Genomic DNA, 22,101 nt, shown 5'->3' with positions numbered 1-22,101 from the left:
ATTCAAGACTTAAACGAATACCGTTCATCTTTTTTAGTGCCAAAACGGAAAAAAGCGATATTAGGGCAGGTATTGATGCTGGTGCGGATGATTACCTTATCAAACCTTTTGAACTTGATGATCTTTTAGTCTCGATCACAACGTGTTTACATAAGAAACAATCTTCCTGACTCCTTTTCATGAAAAATCGATTCTACTTTCATCAGAATGTTGATTGTGGTCAAATTATGGGGTGCACTGATTCAAATCATTTCGAATTTTAACCGATATGGATACCTTGATGTAAATCAAATCATCAAGCATGATCACGTACGAAAAAATCCCACTACCTAGAAAGGAATTTGAATATCTTATTGTGGATCGGGACTACGATTGTATTTCCATATACCTTCCCATGGACAAGAAAGGAAAGGAACAGAACAAGCATTTAGCCCAGGCACGATTGAAAAAATGCATACGACAGATTCAGAAGCAGTTGATGGATCGACAGATGCATAAGAAGGAAATAACGAAATTACTGGAACCGATAGAAAAGTTGGTCGATACATCGGATCTTTGGCGTAATCCATCTGACGGCCTAGCCATATTCCTAGATCGGGAAGATGGTCTTCGCTATTACAAAATTCCGATTTCCTTTGAAGAACGCGCCTATGTTACAGGTCATTTTTATCTCTTGCCCTTATTGCCACTATATCATAATGATGGACTTTATTATCTATTGGAACTAAGTCAGGACTATGTGAAATTGTATGAAGCCTCAAGATACCATTTTAAGGATGTATATCTTGAAGATGTCGCCCCTAGGGAATTGGAAGAGGCTGTGGGCTTCGATTTTGAACAGAATAATCTGCAGTTTAGGAGCGGACAATCGGCCCATGGCGCAACTTTTCATGGTCAAGGTGCGGGCAAGGAGGATTTTAAGGTTGAAATGCTTGAATATTTTAGGATGTTGGATAAAGGTGTGCGGAAACTCATTTCAGACCCACAGGCTCCTTTGGTACTATCTTGTACGCAAAGGTTATATCCCCTCTACGCCGAGGTAAACACCCATAAAAATTTGTATAAAAAGCATTTGACCGGGGATCCCGAGTTTACAAAGGATGGTAAAAAGCATCAAAACTCTTGGCAACTTGTTGAGGACTATTTTCAACAGCCCCAGTTTGACAAGATGAAAGCGTTCACTGAATTATACCATACACAAAAGACGTCCTATGAACTCAGTACGATCATACAAGCAGCACTCAATGGTAAAGTGGATACCCTCTTTTTAGAAAAGGGAAGTGATGTGTTCGGTATTTATAACAAGGAAGACAGCAAAGTGACTTTAGGCGAACAGCACAAAATATTCAATGCATCGCTGATGAATTTGACTGCCCTTCGGACTTTTGAGCAGGGGGGTCAGGTATATATGCTAGCTTCTGAGGAAATGCCGATAAGGGAAAGTCCGATGAACGCTATTTTTCGATATTGAACCATTAGGGTATACATAATTAAAGCGTTATGAAAGGGGCATTGCAACTCGGTAAGGTATCCAATATACGCATATTGGTGCATTGGACATTTTTATTCATACTGGTTTGGGTGGTGTTTTTGGAAATTCAAAGGGGCGGTAATTTCGAATCCATACTGTTCAATCTCGCTTTTATCTTGGTTGTTTTTCTCTGTGTGGTGTTACACGAGTTGGGTCACGGTTTAATGGCAAAACGTTTTGGGATAAAGACAACGAAGATCACATTGTTGCCCATTGGTGGGGTAGCTAGTTTGGAAGGGATGCCCGAAAATCCGAAACATGAGCTTTTGGTCTCTCTGGCAGGTCCCTTGGTAAATTTGGTGATTGCCCTGGCTTTGTATTTTGCGATACCCGTACAAAGTTTTATATCGTTACACTTAACAGAACTGCTTGAAAAGTTAAGTGAATTCACCTTACCTAATTTCCTCTTTTATCTTTTTGTGGCCAATTTGGCCCTTGTGATTTTCAATCTCATACCTGCCTTTCCTATGGATGGGGGACGTGTTTTAAGGGCTTTGCTTGCCATGTATACTGACCGTATAAAGGCGACCCAGATTGCTGCGAGTATTGGACAATCGATTGCCATAGTATTCCTGTTGTTGGGCATGTTGTTCAATCCATTTTTAATATTGATAGCCCTATTCGTTTTTTTGGGGGCTTATGGCGAAAATAAGATGGTACAGCAAATCGCACTTTTGAAAGGTCATGTGGTGAAAGAGGCTATGTTGACCCAAATAACCCTTTTGAAACCCAATGATACCATGGAGGAAGTAGTTGGGCTCATTCTTTCGGGAACCGAAAAGGATTTTATTGTAGAGAAGGAGGGTAGACCTGTGGGGATTTTGACCAATGTCGACATCATGAATAATTCAAAAAATAGAAAAAAGGAAGTGCGCGAAATAATGAAGACCTCCTTTAAGGAAATCGATTTGGATGCACCACTTGGGGATGTGTTCAGGTCGGTTGAGGTTCAAAAGGAATACTTTTTCCCGGTACTGAATAAAAAGGGCCTACTAGTAGGTGCCATTGATATGGTGAATATCAATGAATTTATTCTTCTACAATCAAAGTTGGACTATTGATCAATGATCAAAAGGTGCTTACCTTGAATAAAAGTGTCAATGTTTACATAGATAGGGAAGAGGATGATACAGATCATTTCTTTAGAACGAGTAATAAGGTAATTTAGGTCAACATATTAAATTTAAATACAAAATATTATGGGAGTAGTAAAAGTTATTGAAATCATGGGGAATTCAAAAGTTAGTTTTGAAGATGCCCTACAAAACGTTGTTGAGGAAACCTCAAAAACCATAAAGGATATTAAATCGGTTTATGTACAGGATATGCAAGTTACCGTAAAGGACAATCAGATTGATGAGTACAGGGTAAATGCCAAAGTTAGTTTTGGCATATTACAGGATTGATCGTTTCGATCCATTTGCAGATAATTTTACAGGGCATGTTACACGATGTTTACATGCCTTTTTCTATGTATTTCTGTTCGGTCCGACGTAGAGGACTAATTAATTTTTTACGTGTAGGATTGATCTAAATCATTGCGGTAGTGTATCCTTTTTTCCACTTTTAGATGAATATAAATCGAATAATTATGGGACAGGTAGCAATATTTGACAAACATGTCGAAACGTATGAAAAATGGTACGAAGTTTATAGTGAGGTTTATCAATCGGAACTTCTGGCCCTAAGGGAGCAGTTGGAAAAACTACCGGAAAACATCCGTGGAATTGAAGTGGGCCTGGGTACGGGTAGATTTGCTGCTGCATTAGGTATAAAGGAAGGTGTGGAACCATCGAGTGCAATGGCCGAGAAGGCCATTAATAGGGGTATAGAGGTGATAAAAGGGTTTGCTGCCCAGCTCCCCTATGGTGACCTACAGTTCGATTTTGTGCTTTTTGTTACCATTTGCCATTTGGATCAAATGAAATATGCACTGAAGGAAGCGAATAGGGTCTTAAAGCATGAAGGCAGTATTCTTATCGGGTTTTTGGACAAGGATCAAAATATAGCAAAAGAGTATATCGAGAAACGCCATCGTAGCACTTTCTTCGCGAAAGCCAATTTCTATACCGTAGAGCGAATAATGACATTATTGAAAGAAGCCGGATTCAAGGACTTGGAATTCAACCAGACCCTCTTTGGAAGTTTGGATGAGATCAAGGAAGTACAACTGCCAAAAAATGGATATGGAAAAGGTTCCTTTGTCGTGGTGAAAGGCACCAAGAAATGATGGGTCCTATTCTAAAAGAAATCTTAGGTAGCTAATGAATTTATGCTGTGGCATGTAATGGGTATGGTAAAAGAACCTCAAAATCATGCAAGCCATAACCTCCATTAGCTACCATTGGTATCCCCAATAGGGTATTTTTTAGTATTGGTTTCCTCCAATAATTTAATGGCTTCTTCATCAGATACTTGTTGAAATTCCTCGTAGAACTGCCCAACGGCATGAAAATTTTCGGGTATTTGCAAACAGATCAGTTCATCTACATCAGGGGTAGCTTTCAATAGCCTAATAGCTGAGGGTGGGGCCACGGGTATGGCTACGACTATTTTCCTTGGATTTTGTTTTTTCACCAACGCTATCGTTACCATGAGTGTATTTCCGGTAGCCACACCGTCATCGACAATGATAATCGTTTTATCACGTAGATTTTCAGGGAATCTATGTTTGTAATACTGCCTATGTCTCTGTTTTAAGATTTCACGAATATGGGCCGTTTCTTCGGCGATGTATTCCTTGGGAATTCCGATGGCATCGGTAAGGATTGTGTTTTCAAGACTTAATGCCCCTATAGCGTATTCCTTATGGAAAGGATGTCCTATTTTTTTGGTCAATACAACGTCTAAAGGTGCGCCTAAGGTTTTGGCCACAACGGATCCAATAGGAAGTCCACCACGCGGTATGGCCAGGACCACCAAATCCTCGGTTTTGATATACATTAGGTGGTCGGCCAACTGGGTTGCCGCGTCGATTCTATCTCTAAACATGAATTCCAATATTTTCGGGCACAAGATGCTTTACGAACCAATCGGCCGATACATTGGCAACTTCTTGCAATTTGCCTGTTTCTTCGAATAAATGGGTGGCTTGCGGTATGATTTCAAGTTTCCGTTCGCATTGTAATTTGTGATACGCCTTTTCATTTAGCTCTATGACCACTTCGTCCCAACCACCAACGATCAAAAGTGTTGGGGCGGTAACCTTGCTCAAATCCTGAAAGGCCATATCAGGCCGGCCGCCTCGCGAAACAACCGCTTTGATTTTCTGGTCAAAAAAAGCGGCTGCCCGAAGCGCAGAGGCTGCTCCTGTGCTTGCTCCGAAATACCCGATGGGCAAGTCCTTGGTCTCTTTTTGCTTCCGTACCCATTGTGTTGTCTCAATGAGACGCTGTGTAAGCAAATCGATATTGAAACGGTATTCATGGTCACGATCTTCATCTTCGGTCAAAAGATCGAAGAGCAAGGTGGCCAATCCTTTTTGTTGCAGCAATACGGCAACGAAGTTATTTCTGGGACTTAGGTGGCTACTTCCGCTCCCATGCGAAAAAATCACCAATCCAATTGCTCCTTCAGGAATGATCAGATTCCCTTTTAGAACGACACCTTCCAACGGAATGGTGACCGATGTGCTTATTTTGATATTATTTGACATTTTTTTAAGAATTTAAAAGGTTTACCACAAAAGAATTCAAAATCACCCAATCTTAAAATGACACTGGTCAGAATACCAATGCGGTTACGAAATTTTTAAAAGGTCATTCCAGAATATTTTTCTTATGGTAGCTTAGAAGTGGCAAATGACCTTCGGATTTCATTCGTTTTACCAAATCCCAGTGCGTAAGGTCTTTAATTAGACTGTGCCCTTCGCGTTCAAGCATGGCTACCATATCGGGTTCTATTTCATCAATGTATTGCTGCAGTGTTGCAAAGACGTCTTCTCCATAACGTAGGTCAAAATGGATGTTATCACAATTGACCTTGTGTCGCAACATGCCTTTGAACCATTCCATTTGGTCATTACTGGTCCGTGTATCCATTGTCGAAACATGTACGACGTGTAGATCCAGTTGTAAGGGTTTGGCCAACTCGGTCAATTTTTCGATCATAAAAATATCCGCTCCTTCAAAATCAGTGGCATACATCATTTTTTTGATGCCATGGAAATCCACATCGTCAGGCACCGCTAATACAGGACAGGAAGCCGCATTGATAAGTGATGTAGTCGTACTTCCAAGTAGGGCTTCGCGGATGGCACTGCCCCCCTTCGCACCCACTATGATTAAATCGGCACTATGTTCTATGGCATTTTTAATGATTATTTCGTGGGCAGGTTTTCCTTCGTCGATTTTGCATGTTATCTTATTGGCCCCCGGTTTGTTTATCAGATGTTCTGCGCAGAAATCCAACAATCTTTCACGATGATCGGCAAACGCCCTGACTTCCTTACGCGAATAAGTGTGTGAAACCGTACTTGCCAGGGTCAGTGATAATTCAAATACGTGAAGCGCAATGAGTTTGGCATTCAGTTCCTGACTAAGTGCATTTGCAAAATGCAAGGCAGCCACAGAATTCTTTGAATAATCTGTGGCATATACAAAAGTCTTCATAGTTACTATTTTTTATTCCCTTAAATGTAGAGCAACTAACAGGCAGATGAAATGATGTGTATCAGTCAGCCTATATAAATAGGCATGACATAGGTCATTTAGCAGTTCACTGGGTCCGATTATTTTTGTTTCTATAATCGCTAATGTGTTATAAACCTCGATTTAGTGCCATGAACAATCCGGAGGACATTCTCATAGGAATTACAAGACTAACTTCAAAAATCGAAACTGAATACCCTGAATTGTATCGTTTTTTGGAAGAGAACCCCATTACATTACCCACCATGGCACACCCCGAAGTACACAAAAAAGAACTACAAGACTATCTGGAAAGTTTAGAGCAGTTGTTGGACAAGCATTTGAAAACGCATAAAAAGGATAAAGGTTTAAATTGATACAATGGGAGAAATCGCTACATCAGAAAGGCAGATCACTTTGTTTTACAATTCCAATTCAAGTAGGGCGAAACAAACCTTGGCTTTCGCCAAAGCCGAGGGGTTGCCAATCTTGCCTATAGACATACTCAAGACCGGATTGACCGGGACACAGATCGTTGAATTGGCCGATAGATTGGGTATCGAGGTCAAAGATTTGGTGAACCAGGACCATCCGGCCTATAAAGCCAAATTCGAACCTCATGATTTCTCTATGGAGGACTGGATAAAGATGATCAAGCATAACCCTGAGATTATGAAACAGCCCATTGCATTACGGGGGAATATCACTATCCTGGTCGAAACTCCTTCAGACATCATTAAAATTTAATTCTTTTACGGCTGGCGTCAAAATACGCTTTGGTTTTATGCAGGCAGGTTAAGGATTTTACCTCTCGTTCTCCATATGTCCTAAGCAGCGATTTTCCATTGGGGAAAAGAGCCTTTTTTGTTGATCGTGCCATGGCGTAATCCCATTTATTCCTGGCTTCAGTAGGTTTTATGACCCTTGTTAGCGCACTTCCCTACTGATTTAGGTCATTGATATAACGTATTTTAGATTGTAACTTGAATTATACCTATAATTCAAAAATCGCGGGTGATGTCTATTTTAGAAGCATATGAATCTGGGGAACATGAAAGCAAAATATCACACTTTGCGGCCATGGTGACTTTGGCGAGTATAGATGGACCTATAAATCCGGAAGAACACATGGTTTTAAAAGGCTTGGCCTTTAAACTGGATGTATCCGAAGAAGAGGTTAAGGTCATTTTAAAAAACCCAAGAAAATACCCGTTGATTCCCCCATACGGCCTAGAAGAACGCATAAATCGGCTACATGATTTTTTCAATGTAATAAATGCAGACCATGAAATCGATGCCAAGGAACGCGCCATGATTTTCAAATATGCCATCGGTCTAGGTTTTTCGACTGAAGGTGCGAAAAAGGAAATTAAAAAATGCATCACTTCGCTCGGTACTGAAAGTGTTGGTTAGAACGTAATAGGGATCATTTTAAGAATCCGATGTATAGGCTGTCAATTTATTTTGCCCCACTTTTCCCCAGTACGCTATCATCACAAGGCAGATCGCCGGTTACATATTGAAGGCCATCTAAAAGAAAAGCAAGTATTTTTGGGTTTTCATAACTCTGGGCATTATGTGAAGGTGAGGCATAAAATATACGCCCCTTACCGTAAGGTTTTATCCAGGAAATGTATTTGATCTTGTCTTTAGGGTTGGTTTTCATTCCTTCCAAAGCAATTGTTTCCATATATAATAGGGGCTTAAAGTTATAATCGAAATAGGCGTTGTTGAAAAAATAAGGCTCATCAACGTGCTCAAATCCTTCACCCTCAAAAGCCTGTACCAGGGGATGTTGGGAGTCGACTAATTTAACCTTGATCTTCTGCTGTTTTGGGTGGTAATCAAAACTCCCTCCTAGCATTTCGCCAAAATTCCTTGATTTGTTCTGCATAACAATGGCACCGTGCAGCACCATTAATCCGTAACCTTCTTTTACATACTTCAACAAATTATTTTCCAATTTTTTGGCTTTTTTCATCCGCTGTTGGTCGTTCAAAGCCTTGTCGTTTTTAAGTACGTCCCAAAATAAATCCCTCTTATCCCCAATTGAACAATTGTTGTTCAATACGATGGCGTCGAAATTTTTCAAATTCCTCATTTCGAACATTGAGATATCCTTTGATGTGGTTACGGAATAGGCCCCTGATTTTTCAGCTATGGTTTTAATGACTGCCTCCGTATGGGGTATGGTCCAATGCTCAAAACCGGTGTGCAATGAAAATATGAGGATTTCCTTTTTCCCTTTAATGGGTATGGTGGTAGTTGATGGTGCCGATTGTTCTATTTGTGATATCCATTCATCCGATAATTCAAAAGGCTCCGGTTCTTGTGCAGATGTGGATGCTGAAAAAGCAAAAATAAATAATACGAGAGGGTGTAATTTCATTTCTAAACGGTTAGTGGTTTAAGTTCGAGAAAACAAGGAATATGAATGGTCACCTATGATTTTATAAAAACTAGTTGTAAATTCCCTAAAGATAAGAAATGACTCAACCAAACCCTTCCATGTTTTTGTTCAAATCCTTGAAATTATCTTTCCTTTTTGGTCTAATGATTTTCATTGTATGTAACGGATGTAATGAAGGTCAAGATGAAACAATGGATTTCGAAGTGGTATTTAACCAACCTATTGCCGTTTCCACCCCTATTTTTATTCCTATTGGACCCGATGTGGATAAGAATCTTGTTTTAGTCAGGAAAATGGAAGGTTCAATTACGAAAGTACCCATCCAAAGATTTGAAAACAAACTTTTTTTTATGGCCGAACCCTCCGTGAATATTTCGGAGAAACCCATTTATTCCTTAAAAAGTAGATTCGACAGTGGGTTGAACAACGGGAATGCATACATGGTTCAAAAGAATGGGAATCTCCAAATGGGTATTAGGGGCAAACCGGTTTTGGAATACCGCTACGGGATGCATTATCCGCCATCAGGGGTGGACTCCATTTTTCGAAAATCGGGATATATCCATCCCTTGTTAACTCCGAAAGGGGATACGTTGACGCGCATCAATCCACCAGACCATTTTCATCATTATGGTATTTGGGGGCCATGGACCCATACCCGTATCGATACCACAAGGGTTGATTTTTGGAACCTAGGGGACGGTCAAGGTACGGTTCTGTTCAAGGAGTTTGTTGATACCACTTCAGGACCGGTATTTAGTGCTTTCAGTGCAGTCCAAGAGCATATCGATTTTAAGACTGAAAAGGAACCTCAGGTGGCTTTGAATGAAAATTTAAAGGTGACACTTTGGAATTTGGATCAGCCGGATCGGTATATGTTCGATTATACCACGACTTTTAATTCTCCCCTTAAGAACGGGATTCTATTTGAAGCCTATCGGTATGGGGGTGGCATAGGTATGCGTTTTAATGAACGTTGGAAAAAAGACAATTGTACCGTAATGACCTCTGAGGGTGAAAGTCGCATTGATGCCGATGGTACTAATGCCCGGTGGGTGATAATCAGCGGGGAATCGAGAACTGGAAAAGGCACTAATGGGATATTATTTATGAGCCATCCCAACAACCGAATGCATCCCGAACCCATGCGTATTTGGCCCGAAGATGCCAACGGGGGCAGGGGGGATATGTTTTTTGAATTTTGTCCTATTCGCAATGTAGAATGGCCGATTGAATCGAACAAAGACTATGGGCTTACATATAGAATGGTGGTTTTTGAGGGGTCCATCTCGGCAGAAGAAGCAGAAGACTATTGGCAAGGTTTTGCCAATCCCCCAGAGGTTAGAACAGTTTTCAATTCATATAGAACAAAGTAACCATGCAAAGAAGAAAATTCATAAACCGAACAACCTTAGGGGCAGCTGCCTTGGTTGGTTTCCCATCCATAGTACCCGCCCATGTTTTGGGTAAAGATGCCCCAAGTAATAAAATCAATATCGGCCAAATCGGATGTGGTCGTATCGCCCGTGATCATGACATTTACGATACCATTCGTTTTAAGGATGCCCGATATGTTGCCGTTTGTGACGTGGATTCAAAAAGAGCGTCAAATGCCAAGGGTTTGGTCGATAATTTCTATAATGCCAAGACCGGCAAGGAAAATTATATGGATGCCAAGGTGTATGATGATTATCGGGAAATGCTTCTGAACAAGGATATCGATGCCGTGGTCATCAGTACCCCAGATCACTGGCATTCACAACCTGCGATGGAGGCGGCATTGGCAGGTAAGGATATCTATTTGCAAAAACCAACTTCCTTGACCGTTAGCGAAGGGCAGCAGCTTCGTGAAGCGGTACAAAGTAAGAATGTCATTTTGCAAGTAGGCACCCAACAAAGGGCCATGCCTCAATTTCGCGTAGCAGCGGAGCTGGTCAGAAACGGTCGTATTGGGGACATCCATACGGTCAAAATTGGACTTCCAGGAGACCCAGCTGGTCCAGTGGCCCCTGAAATGCCCATACCCTCAAATTTGAACTTTGATATGTGGTTGGGCTCCACGCCCGAAGTGCCATATACAGAAATAGGGGTACATCCCCAAAACGATTATAGCCGCCCCGGATGGTTACGTCAAAGAAATTATGGCGCAGGTATGATTACAGGTTGGGGGCAACACCATTATGATTCTGCCGCTTGGGGGATGAATACGGAATTAACAGGACCTAGTTCCGTTGAGGCCTTGGCCGAATTTCCAAAATCAGGGTTATGGAACGTGCATGGCGATTTTTTCGTGAAACATGAGTATGACAATGGAATCACCGTGTATACCAGTGGGGGTTACACCAACGGCATTCGTTATGAAGGTACCGAGGGTTGGATTTTTGTTTCCCGCGGAGCCTATACCGCTTCGGCCAGTGATCCCGTAGATCAGGAGAAAAGTGCAAAAGCCCTAAACGCATCCGACCCAAGCATTTTGGCCTCCGTTATTGGCGAGAATGAAATCCATTTGGAAAAAATAGATGATCAGCATGGCAACTGGTTAGATTGTATCAAAACCAGAAAGCAACCCATATCCCCAATAGAAAAAGGGCATAAGGCCTGCACCATCTGTTTGATCAGCGATATTGCCATGCACTTTGATAGAAAGTTGCAATGGGACCCAAAGAACGAGATTTTTTTAAATGATGAGGAAGCAAATGCCATGCTCCATCGTGAACAACGCAAACCTTACGGCACGGACTATATCAGGATTTGACGATAAGGAATTCCTCGAAGCCTTGCAACTGCATTTTGGTTGAAATTGCAATTCCGAGCTTGTATCGGAAGGGGAACAAAAAACACAGTATGGGATGAAAAACATAAGTATTGTTTCGCTTTTATTGCTTTGTACAGCTTGTGGTGAACAAAAACAATCCAAAGAGATTAAAACGGCCGATGATTTGGCAAAAGTCAAATTAATGACCTTGGATCCTGGCCATTTTCATGCCGCCTTAGTTCATAAAAGTATGTATAGTCAGGTCGACCCATCCATATATGTTTTTGCCCCTGAGGGCCCGGAGGTCGAGGATTTTTTGAATAGAATAGAGTCCTATAATAATCGGGAGGAGTTGCCGACAAGTTGGACTGTCAACACATATTTAGGAGATGATTATTTGGAGCATATGATCTCTGGGAAACCAGGCAATGTCATGGTAGTGGCCGGAAAAAACTCCAAGAAGATAGATTACATTCTTGCTGCGGTAAAAGCAGGGCTTAATGTATATGCTGATAAACCACTGGTCATTGATCCAGAGGGGTTTGAAAAATTAAAAGACGCCTTTCAGATTGCTAAAGAGAACAAGGTATTGATCTACGATATTATGACCGAGCGGTTTGAGTCCACCACCGCGCTTCAAAAGCTGTTTTCTACCCTTCCTGATGCTTTTGGACAATTGATAGATGGTTCTCTTTCGAATCCCGCAATAAGCAAAGAAAGTGTACATCATTTTTTCAAATATGTTTCAGGGCAGCCCTTAGTGCGTCCCCCTTGGTTCTTTGATGTAGAAGAAGAAGGGCAAGGCATCGTTGACGTGACGACCCATTTGGTCGATCTGGTGCAGTGGGAAGCCTTTCCTGAACAGATTATCGATACCGCGGATATTGAAATATCAACAGCTAGAAGATGGCCCACCATCTTGACAAAGGAGGAGTTCAAAAAGGTAACGGGCTTGGAGGAGTTTCCCGAATATTTACAAAAAGATGTAAAGGATGGAAAACTTTACGTGTATAGCAATGGGGAAATGATTTATAGGTTAAACGGCAAATATGCCAAAGTATCCGTTATTTGGAACTTTCAGGCGCCAGAAGGAACTGGGGATACGCACTATAGCGTGATGCAGGGCACAAAAAGCAATCTGATCATTAAACAAGGAAAAGAGGAAGACTACAAACCTGTACTATATATAGAAGCGAACCTTAAAAACGGATTTGAGGCGTCATTGGCCAGCGCGATGGAAACAACGATCCGTCAGCAATTTCCAGGGACTGTGGCCGAAAAACTATCCGATTCATTATGGAGGATAAATGTACCTGATGAATTCAAGGTAGGACACGAGGCCCATTTCGCCCAGGTAACGGAAAACTATTTGAAGTATCTAAAAGCGGGCACGATACCGGATTGGGAAGTGCCCAATATGATTTCGAAATACTATACGACCATAGCCGCCTTAAAAAGGACCAAAGAAGACTAATTTTATGCAGCAAGATCAATTTTCCATCCAAGACAAATGTTATGTGCTATCGGGGGCTACTGGGGCCTTGGGAGCCTCCATATCGGCGTATTTGGTTTCCAATGGGGCCAAAGTAATCTTACTTGGGCGATCTGTCGAAAAATTGAAACAAAAAGCAGCTCAATTGAATACCATGCATCCAGGTAAGGCAAAAACCTTTGTGGTCGATTTGTTGAATGAGGACGCACTCCGTAAAACGAAAGATCAGATAAACATCGAAGTTGGAGCTATTGATGGGTTGATCAATTTGGCTGGGGGTAATATTCCCGGAGCCACTCTAACACCTGAACAAACCATTTTCGATATTCATTTTAAGGATACCCAAAGTGTAATCGACCTAAATCTATACGGTACCATCTTGCCTACCTTGGTTTTAAGTCAAATGATGGCGGACCAAGGCTTTGGCTCTATCATTAACATTTCTTCCATGGCCGCTAAACAATCGATAACCAGAGTGTTGGGGTATTCGATAGCCAAGGCCGGAATCGATATGTTTACGAAATGGATGGCCATGGAACTGGCGACCAAGTATTCGGACAAAATCAGGGTAAATGCCATTGCACCAGGCTTTTTTATCGGGAACCAAAACAGAAAGGTATTGATCAATGATGATGGTTCCTATACCGAGCGAAGTAAAAAGATATTGGACCACACGCCCATGAAACGTTTCGGGGACACCTCGGAACTTAATGGTATGGTGCATTATCTGTTGAGTGATGCTTCGAGTTTTGTGACCGGAACCATCTTTGATGTGGATGGAGGGTTTAATTCATTTACTGGCGTGTAATTATCGATTATTCTGGAACAATAATGAAGACCTGAAAAAGGTAGTGGAATCATCGCCACTCCTATGCGACCCACTTTGGGAATGCCCTTTTAGGTGTTATCGAACGTCAGTACGAGTTCACTAAAACTTTCGTAATTACATTTATGCAATTAAATATATACAGGACTATTTTAGAGGATAACCGAAAAAAATCGCCTCATTTTTAATAAACCGTCAATAAATTCAAAATTCCGCAATTATTTACGAAAGCGCTTTCGAAAGTTTTAGTAAGGTGTATCTGGCGATGAAACATCAATGAAATGGTGCCTTTATATACCTTAAGGGCATTGGGTTTGTTTTTGTTGGCAGAAGGTTGAATTTCACATACGTACAATTAGTTTCATTTCAAGGGATCTTTATAATACATTTGAAGAAGGTGTGGCTTAGTCAACACCTTTCACTATTTAAATTTAAGTAACGCGAACCATAAATAAATGTATTATTTAGGATTAGATATAGGAAGTTCTTCCATTAAAGCAGCTTTGGTAGCGGTGGCAACAGGAAAGCGCATAGGGGTAGTGCAAGAGCCCGAATCCGAAATGGGCATGTTGGCCATAAAGAATGGTTGGGCCGAGCAAGATCCCGATGATTGGTGGCGATATGTATGTGCGGCAATATCCAAGTTAAAGATTGCCCATAATATCACCGCGGCAGAGATTACGGGCATCGGTATTTCGTATCAGATGCACGGACTGGTTTTGGTCGATACGGATGGAAAACCCATTAGACCATCGATCATTTGGTGTGATAGTCGTGCCGTTGAAATCGGTAATCAGGCCTTTGAGGAAATTGGAAAGGACCAATGCAATGCCCATCTTTTGAACTCGCCTGCAAATTTTACGGCCTCAAAATTAAAATGGGTCAAGCAGAATGAGTCAGAGCTTTACAAAAGGATCGATAAGTTCATGCTCCCTGGTGATTATATCGCCTATAAATTTTCAAATACAATAAACACTACGATATCGGGCCTTTCCGAAGGAATATTCTGGGATTTCAAGAAAGACGAATTAGCCGATTTTCTTTTGGATTATTATGGCATTGAAAAATCCATGGTGCCTGACATTGTCGAAACTTTTGGGTTGCAGTCCAAGGTGGATGAAAAAGGAGCTCGGGAAAGTGGCCTCGCGCCTGGGACACCTATTTGTTATAGGGCCGGGGACCAACCTAATAATGCCCTTTCCTTAAACGTTTTCAATCCCGGGGAAGTGGCCGGTACAGGTGGTACTTCCGGAGTGTTTTATGCGATCACTGATAGTCTCTCTGTCAAGGAAAGCGCTCGGGTTAATAATTTTGCCCATGTAAACTATAAAAAAGGGGCAGCCCCACGTATTGGAAAATTGCTTTGTATCAATGGTGCCGGTATTCAATATCGGTGGTTGTTGAATAACTTGGATGTTTCATCATACGAAGAAATGAACGCTTTGGCATCGGACATCCCTGTCGGATCGGATGGGGTGTGTATGATACCCTTTGGCAATGGTGCCGAGCGTATGTTGAACAATAGGGATGTGGGTTCGAGACTTGTCAACATCAACCTGAATAACCATGGCAAGGCCCATATATGCCGTGCCGCACTTGAAGGCATCGCTTTTTCATTTGTCTATGGTATGGAAATTCTAAAATCAGATGGTATAAAAATCAATGTACTACGGGTCGGCAATGATAATTTATTCCGGTCTGGGATTTTCTCAAACACCATAGCAACCTTGCTCGATCAAGATATTGAGATTTATGATACCACAGGAGCGATCGGTGCTGCTAGGGCAGCTGGTTTGCACAAAAGCGATTTTGAAAAATTCGGGTCATACATTATGGAAAACGATTATGTAAAGACCTTTATGCCCATTGCGGACAAAACACCGTATGTGGAGGCTTACGAAACATGGAAAAAAGAATTGGAACTAATTATTAATACATAAAATAGCATCATGGCACTGATAGGAAATAAAGAATACTTTAAGGGAATTGGGGAAATCAAGTTCGAAGGAAAGGAATCGGATAATCCTTTGGCGTTCAAATATTACAATCCTGACCAGGTAATTGCAGGGAAGACCATGCGATCGCATTTTAAGTTTGCGATTGCCTACTGGCATACCTTCTGTGGACAAGGTTCAGATCCTTTTGGACCAGGCACCCAAAGGTTCCCTTGGGACAAGGCTACTGACCCGGTACAAGCAGCTAAGGATAAGGCAGATGCAGCTTTTGAGTTTATCACCAAAATGGGATTTGACTATTTTTGTTTCCATGATTTTGACTTGATCCAAGAAGGGGCAACCTTTGCTGAATCAGAAAAAAGATTGGCCACAATAACGGAATACCTAAAAGAGAAGAAAGGAGCTTCAGGGACAAGATTATTATGGGGAACAGCCAATTGTTTTTCAAACCCAAGATACATGAATGGCGCCGCTACCAATCCCGATTTCGACGTGGTGGCCAGAGCTGGGGGGCAAATAAAATTGGCCTTGGATGCCACCATGGCCTTGGATGGTGAAAATTATGTTTTTTGGGGTGGCCGAGAAGGGTATATGTCGCTATTGAACACTGATATGGGACGTGAGTTGGACCATATGGGACAATTCCTGGCAATGGCCCGCGATTATGCACGTGGTCAAGGGTTCAAGGGAACCTTCTTTATCGAACCCAAGCCCATGGAACCCATGAAACATCAATATGATTTTGATACCGCTACGGCCATAGGATTTCTTAAGGAGTATGGGTTGGATAAGGACTTTAAGATCAATATCGAGGTCAATCATGCCACGCTGGCGCAACATACCTTTCAACATGAAATTGCCGTTGCCGCCAAAGCGGGAATGCTGGGTAGTTTAGATGCGAACCGTGGGGATTATCAGAATGGATGGGATACCGATCAGTTCCCCAATAATATTTTGGAAGCAACAGAAGCCATGTTGGTGTTTTTGGACGCTGGAGGACTTCAAGGCGGAGGAGTTAATTTCGATGCCAAGATTCGAAGGAACTCGACCGATTTGGAAGATATTTTCCATGCACATATCGGTGGGGCCGATACCTTTGCAAGGGCCCTTATAACTGCGGATAAGATCATCACGTCCTCTGACTATAAGAAACTGCGCGAACAAAGATATAGTTCCTTTGATGCTGGAAAGGGAAAGGATTTTGAAAATGGTAAATTGAGCTTTTTGGATCTTTATGATTTGGCTCAAAAGAATGGAGAACTTCAATTGCGAAGTGGAAAACAGGAACTACTTGAGAACATCATAAATCAATACATCTAATCTAACGCAAAACGGATATGCAGAAAACATCGAACACCGCTTACTTATTAAGATTGACTATTGTGGCCACGTTGGGCGGATTATTGTTCGGTTATGATACAGCCGTGATTTCAGGTACGGTCAGTTCCTTGGATAGTTTTTTTGTATTGCCTTTTGGGTTGGATGAAATGAACGCCAATGCCCGTTTGGGATTGGTGGTTTCCAGTGCCTTGATAGGTTGCGTGATCGGGGGTATCTTGGGAGGGGTTGTGAGCAAAAAGTTTGGGCGAAGAAACGGATTGGTTTTGGCAGCGCTTTTGTTTCTGGTATCCGCTATTGGTTCGGCAATGCCCGAAATGTTCTTGAGGCCAATTGGGGATGCGGACCATACCTTTATTTACATTTTTATTGTCTATCGTATTATTGGAGGGATTGGCGTAGGATTGGCATCAATGCTATCGCCACTTTATATTGCGGAAATTGCCCCGGCCAAAATTAGGGGCAAATTGGTGTCTATGAACCAGTTTGCCATTATCTTCGGCATGTTGGTGGTTTATTTCGTGAACTATTATATTTCGTTGCAAGGTGATGATACATGGTTGAATTTGGTCGGATGGCGATGGATGTTCGCTTCTGAAATTATTCCCGCTTCGCTATTTTTGGTCATGTTGATTTTTGTGCCTGATACCCCAAGATCATTGGTTTTGAAATCGAAACAGGAGAAAGCCCTTGCTGTTTTGACCAAGGTCAATAATCCTGTAGAGGCCAAAATCATATTGACCGAGATTCAAAATACCGTGGTAAGTCATTCAGGAAAATTATTCTCCTTTGGCACCACGGTCATCCTAATCGGGGTGTTTCTTTCGGTCTTTCAGCAATTCGTGGGTATCAATGTGGTGCTATATTATGCTCCCGAAATATTCAAGAGTATGGGTTCGGGAACAGACGTGGCCCTTTTGCAGACCATAATTGTGGGTTCGGTCAACTTACTCTTTACGGTATTGGCAATCATGACCGTTGATAAATTCGGAAGAAAACCTTTGATGATCATAGGGGCTTTGGGCATGGCACTGTCTATGTTCGCGCTTGGCACCACGTTCTTTATGCAATCTATGGGGATTGGGGCCCTTGTATTCATGTTGTGCTATGTTGCGTGTTTTGCAATGAGCTGGGGGCCTGTGACCTGGGTGTTGTTATCAGAGATATTTCCGAACAAGATTCGGGGTAAAGCCATGGCTATTGCCGTTGCCGCCCAATGGGTTTCGAATTATTTGGTTTCTTGGACCTTTCCCATGATGGATAAGAACAGCTATTTGTTGGCTCAGTTCAATCACGGGTTTACGTATTGGGTATATGGTCTCATGGGTTTATTGGCGATGTTCTTGGTTTGGAAATTCGTTCCGGAAACCAAAGGGAAAACCTTAGAGGAAATGGAGAAGATGTGGAAGAAGGATTAATGATTACCGTTCTGTTCAAAATTCAAGGATCATGATAAAATTAACCCTAAAAGATATAGCCAAACATTTTGAGGTTTCCATATCCACCGTGTCAAAGTCCTTGCATGATAGTCATGAGATCAGTCATGAATTAAAATCGAAAATACAAACCTACGCGAAGGAGAACCACTATAAGCCCAACAAAGTCGCCTTGAATTTGTTGAATCGCAGCACTAAGTCCATCGGTGTCATTATTCCCAATATCCTGAATTATTTTTTTGTACAGGTGCTATATGGCATCGAAAAGGTGGCCAATGAAAGAGGATATAATATCATTAGCTGCATCAGTGACCATTCACTCAAAAAAGAGGCCATGACCTTGGAATTGCTAAGCAGCGGGTCTGTAGATGGACTTATACTATCGTCTGTTGCCTCAGAAAAGCAAACAAGTACGCATGTTGGGAAAATAAAGGAGATTGTTGATTATCAAATACCCTTGGTCATGTTCGATAGGGTCATCGATGCCATTGAATGTGATAAGGTGATCGTCGATGATTTTCAGGCCGGGTACAAGGCTACCAAGTACTTATTGGATACAGGTTGCAGGAACATTGGGATAATCACGCCGATCAATAACACAAAAATAGGTAGGTTGCGTATAGAAGGGTATAAACAAGCCTTGAACGAAAGGGAAATTGCCTTTGATGATAAACTGATCACCCCCATCGAGGCCAAGGATGATCTCGAGTTTATTTTATCTTTTATTTTAAATGATAAGAATATTGATGGTATTCTGGCACTTGACGAGATCACTGCTGTCAAAACTATGGAGATCATTAAGGCCAGGGGATACCATGTGCCCAATGATATTTCAATTATAGGATTTACGAATGGCCAACTTTCAAGATATGTCACCCCGGCGCTGACCATGGTTAGTCAGCATGGCTCCTATATCGGTGAACTTTGTGCAAATAAATTGATCGATCGCATCGAAAATATCAGCACACAGGGGTCTTTCGATACCAAAGTTGTGAAAACAAGCTTGATGGTACGGGAGTCGACCCGAAAAATACCTTTGGGATAAGGCTATTGATCCATGGATATCTTTTTGATTTCATCTAAAAACACTTTCGAGGATAAAACCCACGTGTTGTTTTTAGTACGTCAAACCGAAATATTTGCTAGCAGGGTTACTTCCAAAGTGGTGTTCTATATCCACCTTGAACGCCCATTTCCTTGAGCTGAGCCATCGCTTTCTCTTTGTCGCTGGCATAGGTGATGCCGAACCATTCCCCTTTGGATGGAATGACTTTTACCCCTATTTTATTGTTTTCCATCATTTCTTGGATGACAAAAGGCAAATAGATTTCACCACTTGCTATATTGGAATCGTCTTGAAGGAATGCTCTGAAGTCGTCCTCTATGCTCTCAAAGATCGAAGGGTTACAAACCCAGAAATTCATGCTGGCAAGTTCGTCCCCTGAGAATTCTAGTCCAGAATCAAGATCTTTTATGGTGTTCGCTTGTTGTTCGATTTTGGTCCGCTCATTTACAGACAGCAAATTGTTGGCATCATCGGTTTTACATACGCCCCTTGAAACCGTACCGTGCTCGGATAGGGTGTCTTTTAGGGTATAGCCAACGAGTGCATAATCGGCAGTATTTTGGTGAATAAAATCGGCCGCCTTTTTATAGGCCGATTTGCCATAGTAGTCATCGGCATTGATTACGACGAACGGATTGTCTATCACGTTACGGGCCGCCCAAACGGCATGGGCAGTACCCCATGGTTTTTCACGTTCGCCTTCAAACGAACTGCCGTCGGGAAGATCGGTCATTTCTTGGGCAACGACATCCAGTTGTACGGATTCGGGTAGTTTCGAAGTGAGATAATCGGTCAGAAATTCAACATTGGTTTGTTGTGTAATGACCACGATATGGTCAAAACCACATTCAATAGCGTCATAGATGCTATATTCCATCAGAAATTCATCATTCGGTCCCAATGCATCGAATTGCTTTAATTTGCCATACCTGCTTCCACGACCGGCGGCCATTAATAGTAATGTCATATGATTCGTCTTTTAAAGCGGCAAAAATACATCTTTTGGTCACAAAATGGTCCGATTTTCGATGTAACCCCGAATTTTAGGTTTTAACACGGAACAGTGCTGCTATAATTTTATTTGGAATATGTCGTGTGATTTTAGAATGTGCACTTTACAGCTATATATATTCTTCATTTATCTTTTATGATATTACTTCGTCAAGAAGTCGAGATACTATGAAAGGGCATTTCAAGGTTTAATGATATCCTATTATTGGCCCATACGCAAAGTGATAATTATCATGTAACTATAGGCCTTTGCATTGTATATTTGTAATTTAGAAAACAGCAACATGAGCCAGCTTATCCAGAAATACAATATTCCAGGACCGAGGTATACGAGTTATCCAACGGTACCGTATTGGGATATCGATACATTCTCAGGCGAAAAATGGAAGCAAACCCTAAAGCAGAGTTTTGATGAAAGCAATAGCGTAGAGGGCATAAGTCTATATATACATTTGCCTTATTGTGAAAGCATGTGCACGTTTTGCGGATGTCATAAACGCATAACGAAATTACATGATGTGGAAACCCCATACATAGATTCCGTTTTAAAGGAATGGCGATTGTATTGTGACCTTTTTGGCTCAAAACCCATCATAAAGGAATTGCACTTGGGTGGCGGCACACCCACGTTCTTCTCTCCAGAGAATTTGACAAGGTTGATTAAAGGGATATTTAGATGGGCTGAAAAAGCAGAGGATCATGAGTTCAGTTTTGAAGGCCATCCCAACAATACCACTAAAGAACATTTACAGGCCTTATATGATGTTGGATTTCGGAGGGTGAGTTTTGGAGTTCAGGACTATAATGAAAAAGTTCAAAAGGCGATCCATAGGGTTCAACCCTTTGAAAATGTAAAAAGGGCAACCGAAACCGCCAAGGAAGTAGGATATACTTCGATTGGCCATGATCTTATATTCGGTTTGCCCCATCAAACCTTGGAGCATGTAGAGGAGACTATTCTAAAGACCAAGTCGTTACGACCCGATCGGTTGGCCTTCTATAGTTATGCACATGTGCCCTGGTTAAAGGGTAACGGACAACGTGGTTTTAAGGATGGGGATCTGCCCAGTGCCAAAGCAAAGCGGGCGCAATATGAAGAAGGAAAGAAACTATTGTCCAAGGTCGGCTATGAGGAAATTGGTATGGATCATTTTGCCTTGAAAAGTGATAGTTTATACCAATCGATGGTTTCAGGTAGGCTGCATCGAAATTTCATGGGTTATACGGCATCCAAAACCCAGGTCATGGTAGGGTTAGGGGCTTCGAGTATCAGTGATAGTTGGTACAGTTTCGCCCAAAACGTAAAAGGTTTGGAGGAGTATAGACATTTGGTCGAGAATAACATCATCCCGATTTATAGGGGACATATCTTAACCGAAGAGGACCGGGTTATCAGAAAACATATCCTGAATCTCATGTGTCGCTTTAAAACTTCATGGGGAACGACGGAAGCCTATTTCCCTGAGATTCCTTCCGTTATGGAAAGGTTGGATGAGATGAAACAGGACGGTTTGGTGACGTTTGGAAGCGATGAATTAAGGGTTACCGAAGAAGGTCGACCTTTCATTCGTAATATTTGTATGGCATTTGACGTTCTATTACATAGAAAAGAGCCAGAAACGAGGTTATTTTCGATGACGATTTAATTTTGAA

Annotated in this window: 22 protein-coding genes; 17 read left to right on the top strand and 5 right to left on the bottom strand. The window is 41.7% G+C overall.

Annotated features, from left to right (window positions below):
* Positions 1–17 precede the first annotated feature (17 nt).
* From WBM98_RS17715 to WBM98_RS17695, 5 genes are all read left to right on the top strand, one after another.
* Complete coding sequence (locus WBM98_RS17715; RefSeq protein ID WP_424367351.1) at positions 18–170, top strand: response regulator; 153 nt, start codon at positions 18–20, stop codon at positions 168–170.
* Positions 171–301: 131 nt separating this feature from the next.
* Positions 302–1,471 carry a hypothetical protein gene (locus tag WBM98_RS17710; protein WP_424367350.1) on the top strand — a complete coding sequence of 390 codons (1,170 nt, stop codon included), beginning with the start codon at positions 302–304 and terminating at the stop codon, positions 1,469–1,471.
* 29 nt (positions 1,472–1,500) lie between these two features.
* Positions 1,501–2,592 carry a site-2 protease family protein gene (locus tag WBM98_RS17705; RefSeq protein ID WP_424367349.1) on the top strand — a complete coding sequence of 364 codons (1,092 nt, stop codon included), beginning with the start codon at positions 1,501–1,503 and terminating at the stop codon, positions 2,590–2,592.
* 138 nt (positions 2,593–2,730) lie between these two features.
* Positions 2,731–2,937: a dodecin family protein gene (locus WBM98_RS17700; protein ID WP_424367348.1), complete on the top strand. Its 207-nt coding sequence runs from the start codon at positions 2,731–2,733 to the stop codon at positions 2,935–2,937.
* A 185-nt stretch (positions 2,938–3,122) separates the two neighbouring features.
* On the top strand, positions 3,123–3,761 hold the full coding sequence (locus WBM98_RS17695; protein WP_424367347.1) for a class I SAM-dependent methyltransferase: 639 nt from the start codon (positions 3,123–3,125) through the stop codon (positions 3,759–3,761).
* A 104-nt stretch (positions 3,762–3,865) separates the two neighbouring features.
* Here WBM98_RS17695 and WBM98_RS17690 read toward each other — a convergent pair whose 3' ends face one another.
* The 3 genes from WBM98_RS17690 to WBM98_RS17680 form a co-directional block, all read right to left on the bottom strand.
* On the bottom strand, positions 3,866–4,522 hold the full coding sequence (locus WBM98_RS17690; RefSeq protein WP_424367346.1) for a phosphoribosyltransferase: 657 nt from the start codon (positions 4,520–4,522) through the stop codon (positions 3,866–3,868).
* Entirely contained in the window at positions 4,515–5,186 is a 672-nt protein-coding gene (locus WBM98_RS17685; RefSeq protein ID WP_424367345.1) for a dienelactone hydrolase family protein, read from the bottom strand. Before WBM98_RS17685 ends, WBM98_RS17690 begins: the two co-directional genes overlap by 8 nt.
* A 103-nt stretch (positions 5,187–5,289) precedes the next feature.
* Positions 5,290–6,141, bottom strand: coding sequence for a universal stress protein (locus WBM98_RS17680; protein WP_424367344.1), 852 nt, complete (start codon positions 6,139–6,141; stop codon positions 5,290–5,292).
* A 170-nt stretch (positions 6,142–6,311) separates the two neighbouring features.
* Between WBM98_RS17680 and WBM98_RS17675 the strand changes: the two genes are divergently transcribed.
* The 3 genes from WBM98_RS17675 (at position 6,312) to WBM98_RS17665 (ending at position 7,572) form a co-directional block, all read left to right on the top strand.
* Positions 6,312–6,536 carry a hypothetical protein gene (locus tag WBM98_RS17675; RefSeq protein WP_424367343.1) on the top strand — a complete coding sequence of 75 codons (225 nt, stop codon included), beginning with the start codon at positions 6,312–6,314 and terminating at the stop codon, positions 6,534–6,536.
* 4 nt (positions 6,537–6,540) lie between these two features.
* On the top strand, positions 6,541–6,906 hold the full coding sequence (locus WBM98_RS17670) for an arsenate reductase family protein (protein WP_424367342.1): 366 nt from the start codon (positions 6,541–6,543) through the stop codon (positions 6,904–6,906).
* 270 nt (positions 6,907–7,176) lie between these two features.
* A complete protein-coding gene (locus tag WBM98_RS17665) occupies positions 7,177–7,572 on the top strand; it encodes a TerB family tellurite resistance protein (protein WP_424367341.1) in 396 nt (131 codons plus the stop codon).
* A 46-nt stretch (positions 7,573–7,618) separates the two neighbouring features.
* Here the strand turns inward: WBM98_RS17665 and WBM98_RS17660 are convergent, their stop codons facing one another.
* Positions 7,619–8,548 (bottom strand): ThuA domain-containing protein, encoded by a 930-nt coding sequence (locus tag WBM98_RS17660; RefSeq protein ID WP_424367340.1) that lies wholly within the window; start codon positions 8,546–8,548, stop codon positions 7,619–7,621.
* A 212-nt stretch (positions 8,549–8,760) separates the two neighbouring features.
* On the opposite strand from WBM98_RS17660, the gene WBM98_RS17655 reads away from it, so the two are divergent.
* The 8 genes from WBM98_RS17655 (at position 8,761) to WBM98_RS17620 (ending at position 19,416) form a co-directional block, all read left to right on the top strand.
* Positions 8,761–9,945, top strand: a complete 1,185-nt coding sequence (locus WBM98_RS17655) for a PmoA family protein (RefSeq protein ID WP_424367339.1) — start codon at positions 8,761–8,763, stop codon at positions 9,943–9,945.
* A 2-nt stretch (positions 9,946–9,947) separates the two neighbouring features.
* Complete coding sequence (locus tag WBM98_RS17650) at positions 9,948–11,324, top strand: Gfo/Idh/MocA family protein (RefSeq protein ID WP_424367338.1); 1,377 nt, start codon at positions 9,948–9,950, stop codon at positions 11,322–11,324.
* Positions 11,325–11,418: 94 nt separating this feature from the next.
* A complete protein-coding gene (locus tag WBM98_RS17645; RefSeq protein WP_424367337.1) occupies positions 11,419–12,798 on the top strand; it encodes a putative oxidoreductase C-terminal domain-containing protein in 1,380 nt (459 codons plus the stop codon).
* 4 nt (positions 12,799–12,802) lie between these two features.
* Positions 12,803–13,624 carry an SDR family oxidoreductase gene (locus tag WBM98_RS17640; protein ID WP_424367336.1) on the top strand — a complete coding sequence of 274 codons (822 nt, stop codon included), beginning with the start codon at positions 12,803–12,805 and terminating at the stop codon, positions 13,622–13,624.
* Positions 13,625–14,097: 473 nt separating this feature from the next.
* Positions 14,098–15,582, top strand: a complete 1,485-nt coding sequence (locus WBM98_RS17635; protein WP_424367335.1) for a xylulokinase — start codon at positions 14,098–14,100, stop codon at positions 15,580–15,582.
* Positions 15,583–15,591: 9 nt separating this feature from the next.
* Entirely contained in the window at positions 15,592–16,917 is a 1,326-nt protein-coding gene (gene xylA / locus WBM98_RS17630) for a xylose isomerase (protein ID WP_424367334.1), read from the top strand.
* A 17-nt stretch (positions 16,918–16,934) separates the two neighbouring features.
* Complete coding sequence (gene xylE / locus WBM98_RS17625) at positions 16,935–18,353, top strand: D-xylose transporter XylE (protein ID WP_424367333.1); 1,419 nt, start codon at positions 16,935–16,937, stop codon at positions 18,351–18,353.
* Positions 18,354–18,384: 31 nt separating this feature from the next.
* Entirely contained in the window at positions 18,385–19,416 is a 1,032-nt protein-coding gene (locus WBM98_RS17620; protein WP_424367332.1) for a LacI family DNA-binding transcriptional regulator, read from the top strand.
* Between the two features lie 106 nt (positions 19,417–19,522).
* Here the strand turns inward: WBM98_RS17620 and WBM98_RS17615 are convergent, their stop codons facing one another.
* Positions 19,523–20,404 carry a nucleotidyltransferase family protein gene (locus tag WBM98_RS17615; protein WP_424367331.1) on the bottom strand — a complete coding sequence of 294 codons (882 nt, stop codon included), beginning with the start codon at positions 20,402–20,404 and terminating at the stop codon, positions 19,523–19,525.
* Between the two features lie 328 nt (positions 20,405–20,732).
* Here WBM98_RS17615 and hemN point away from each other — a divergent pair, with 328 nt between their 5' ends.
* Positions 20,733–22,094, top strand: a complete 1,362-nt coding sequence (gene hemN, locus WBM98_RS17610) for an oxygen-independent coproporphyrinogen III oxidase (protein ID WP_424367330.1) — start codon at positions 20,733–20,735, stop codon at positions 22,092–22,094.
* Positions 22,095–22,101: the final 7 nt, after the last annotated feature.

Origin of the sequence: Maribacter sp. (genome assembly GCF_049667165.1) — a bacterium.
GTDB lineage: Bacteria > Bacteroidota > Bacteroidia > Flavobacteriales > Flavobacteriaceae > Maribacter_A.
Note: the sequence above shows the minus strand (reverse complement) of the source record. Positions and strands in the feature narration are given on the sequence as shown.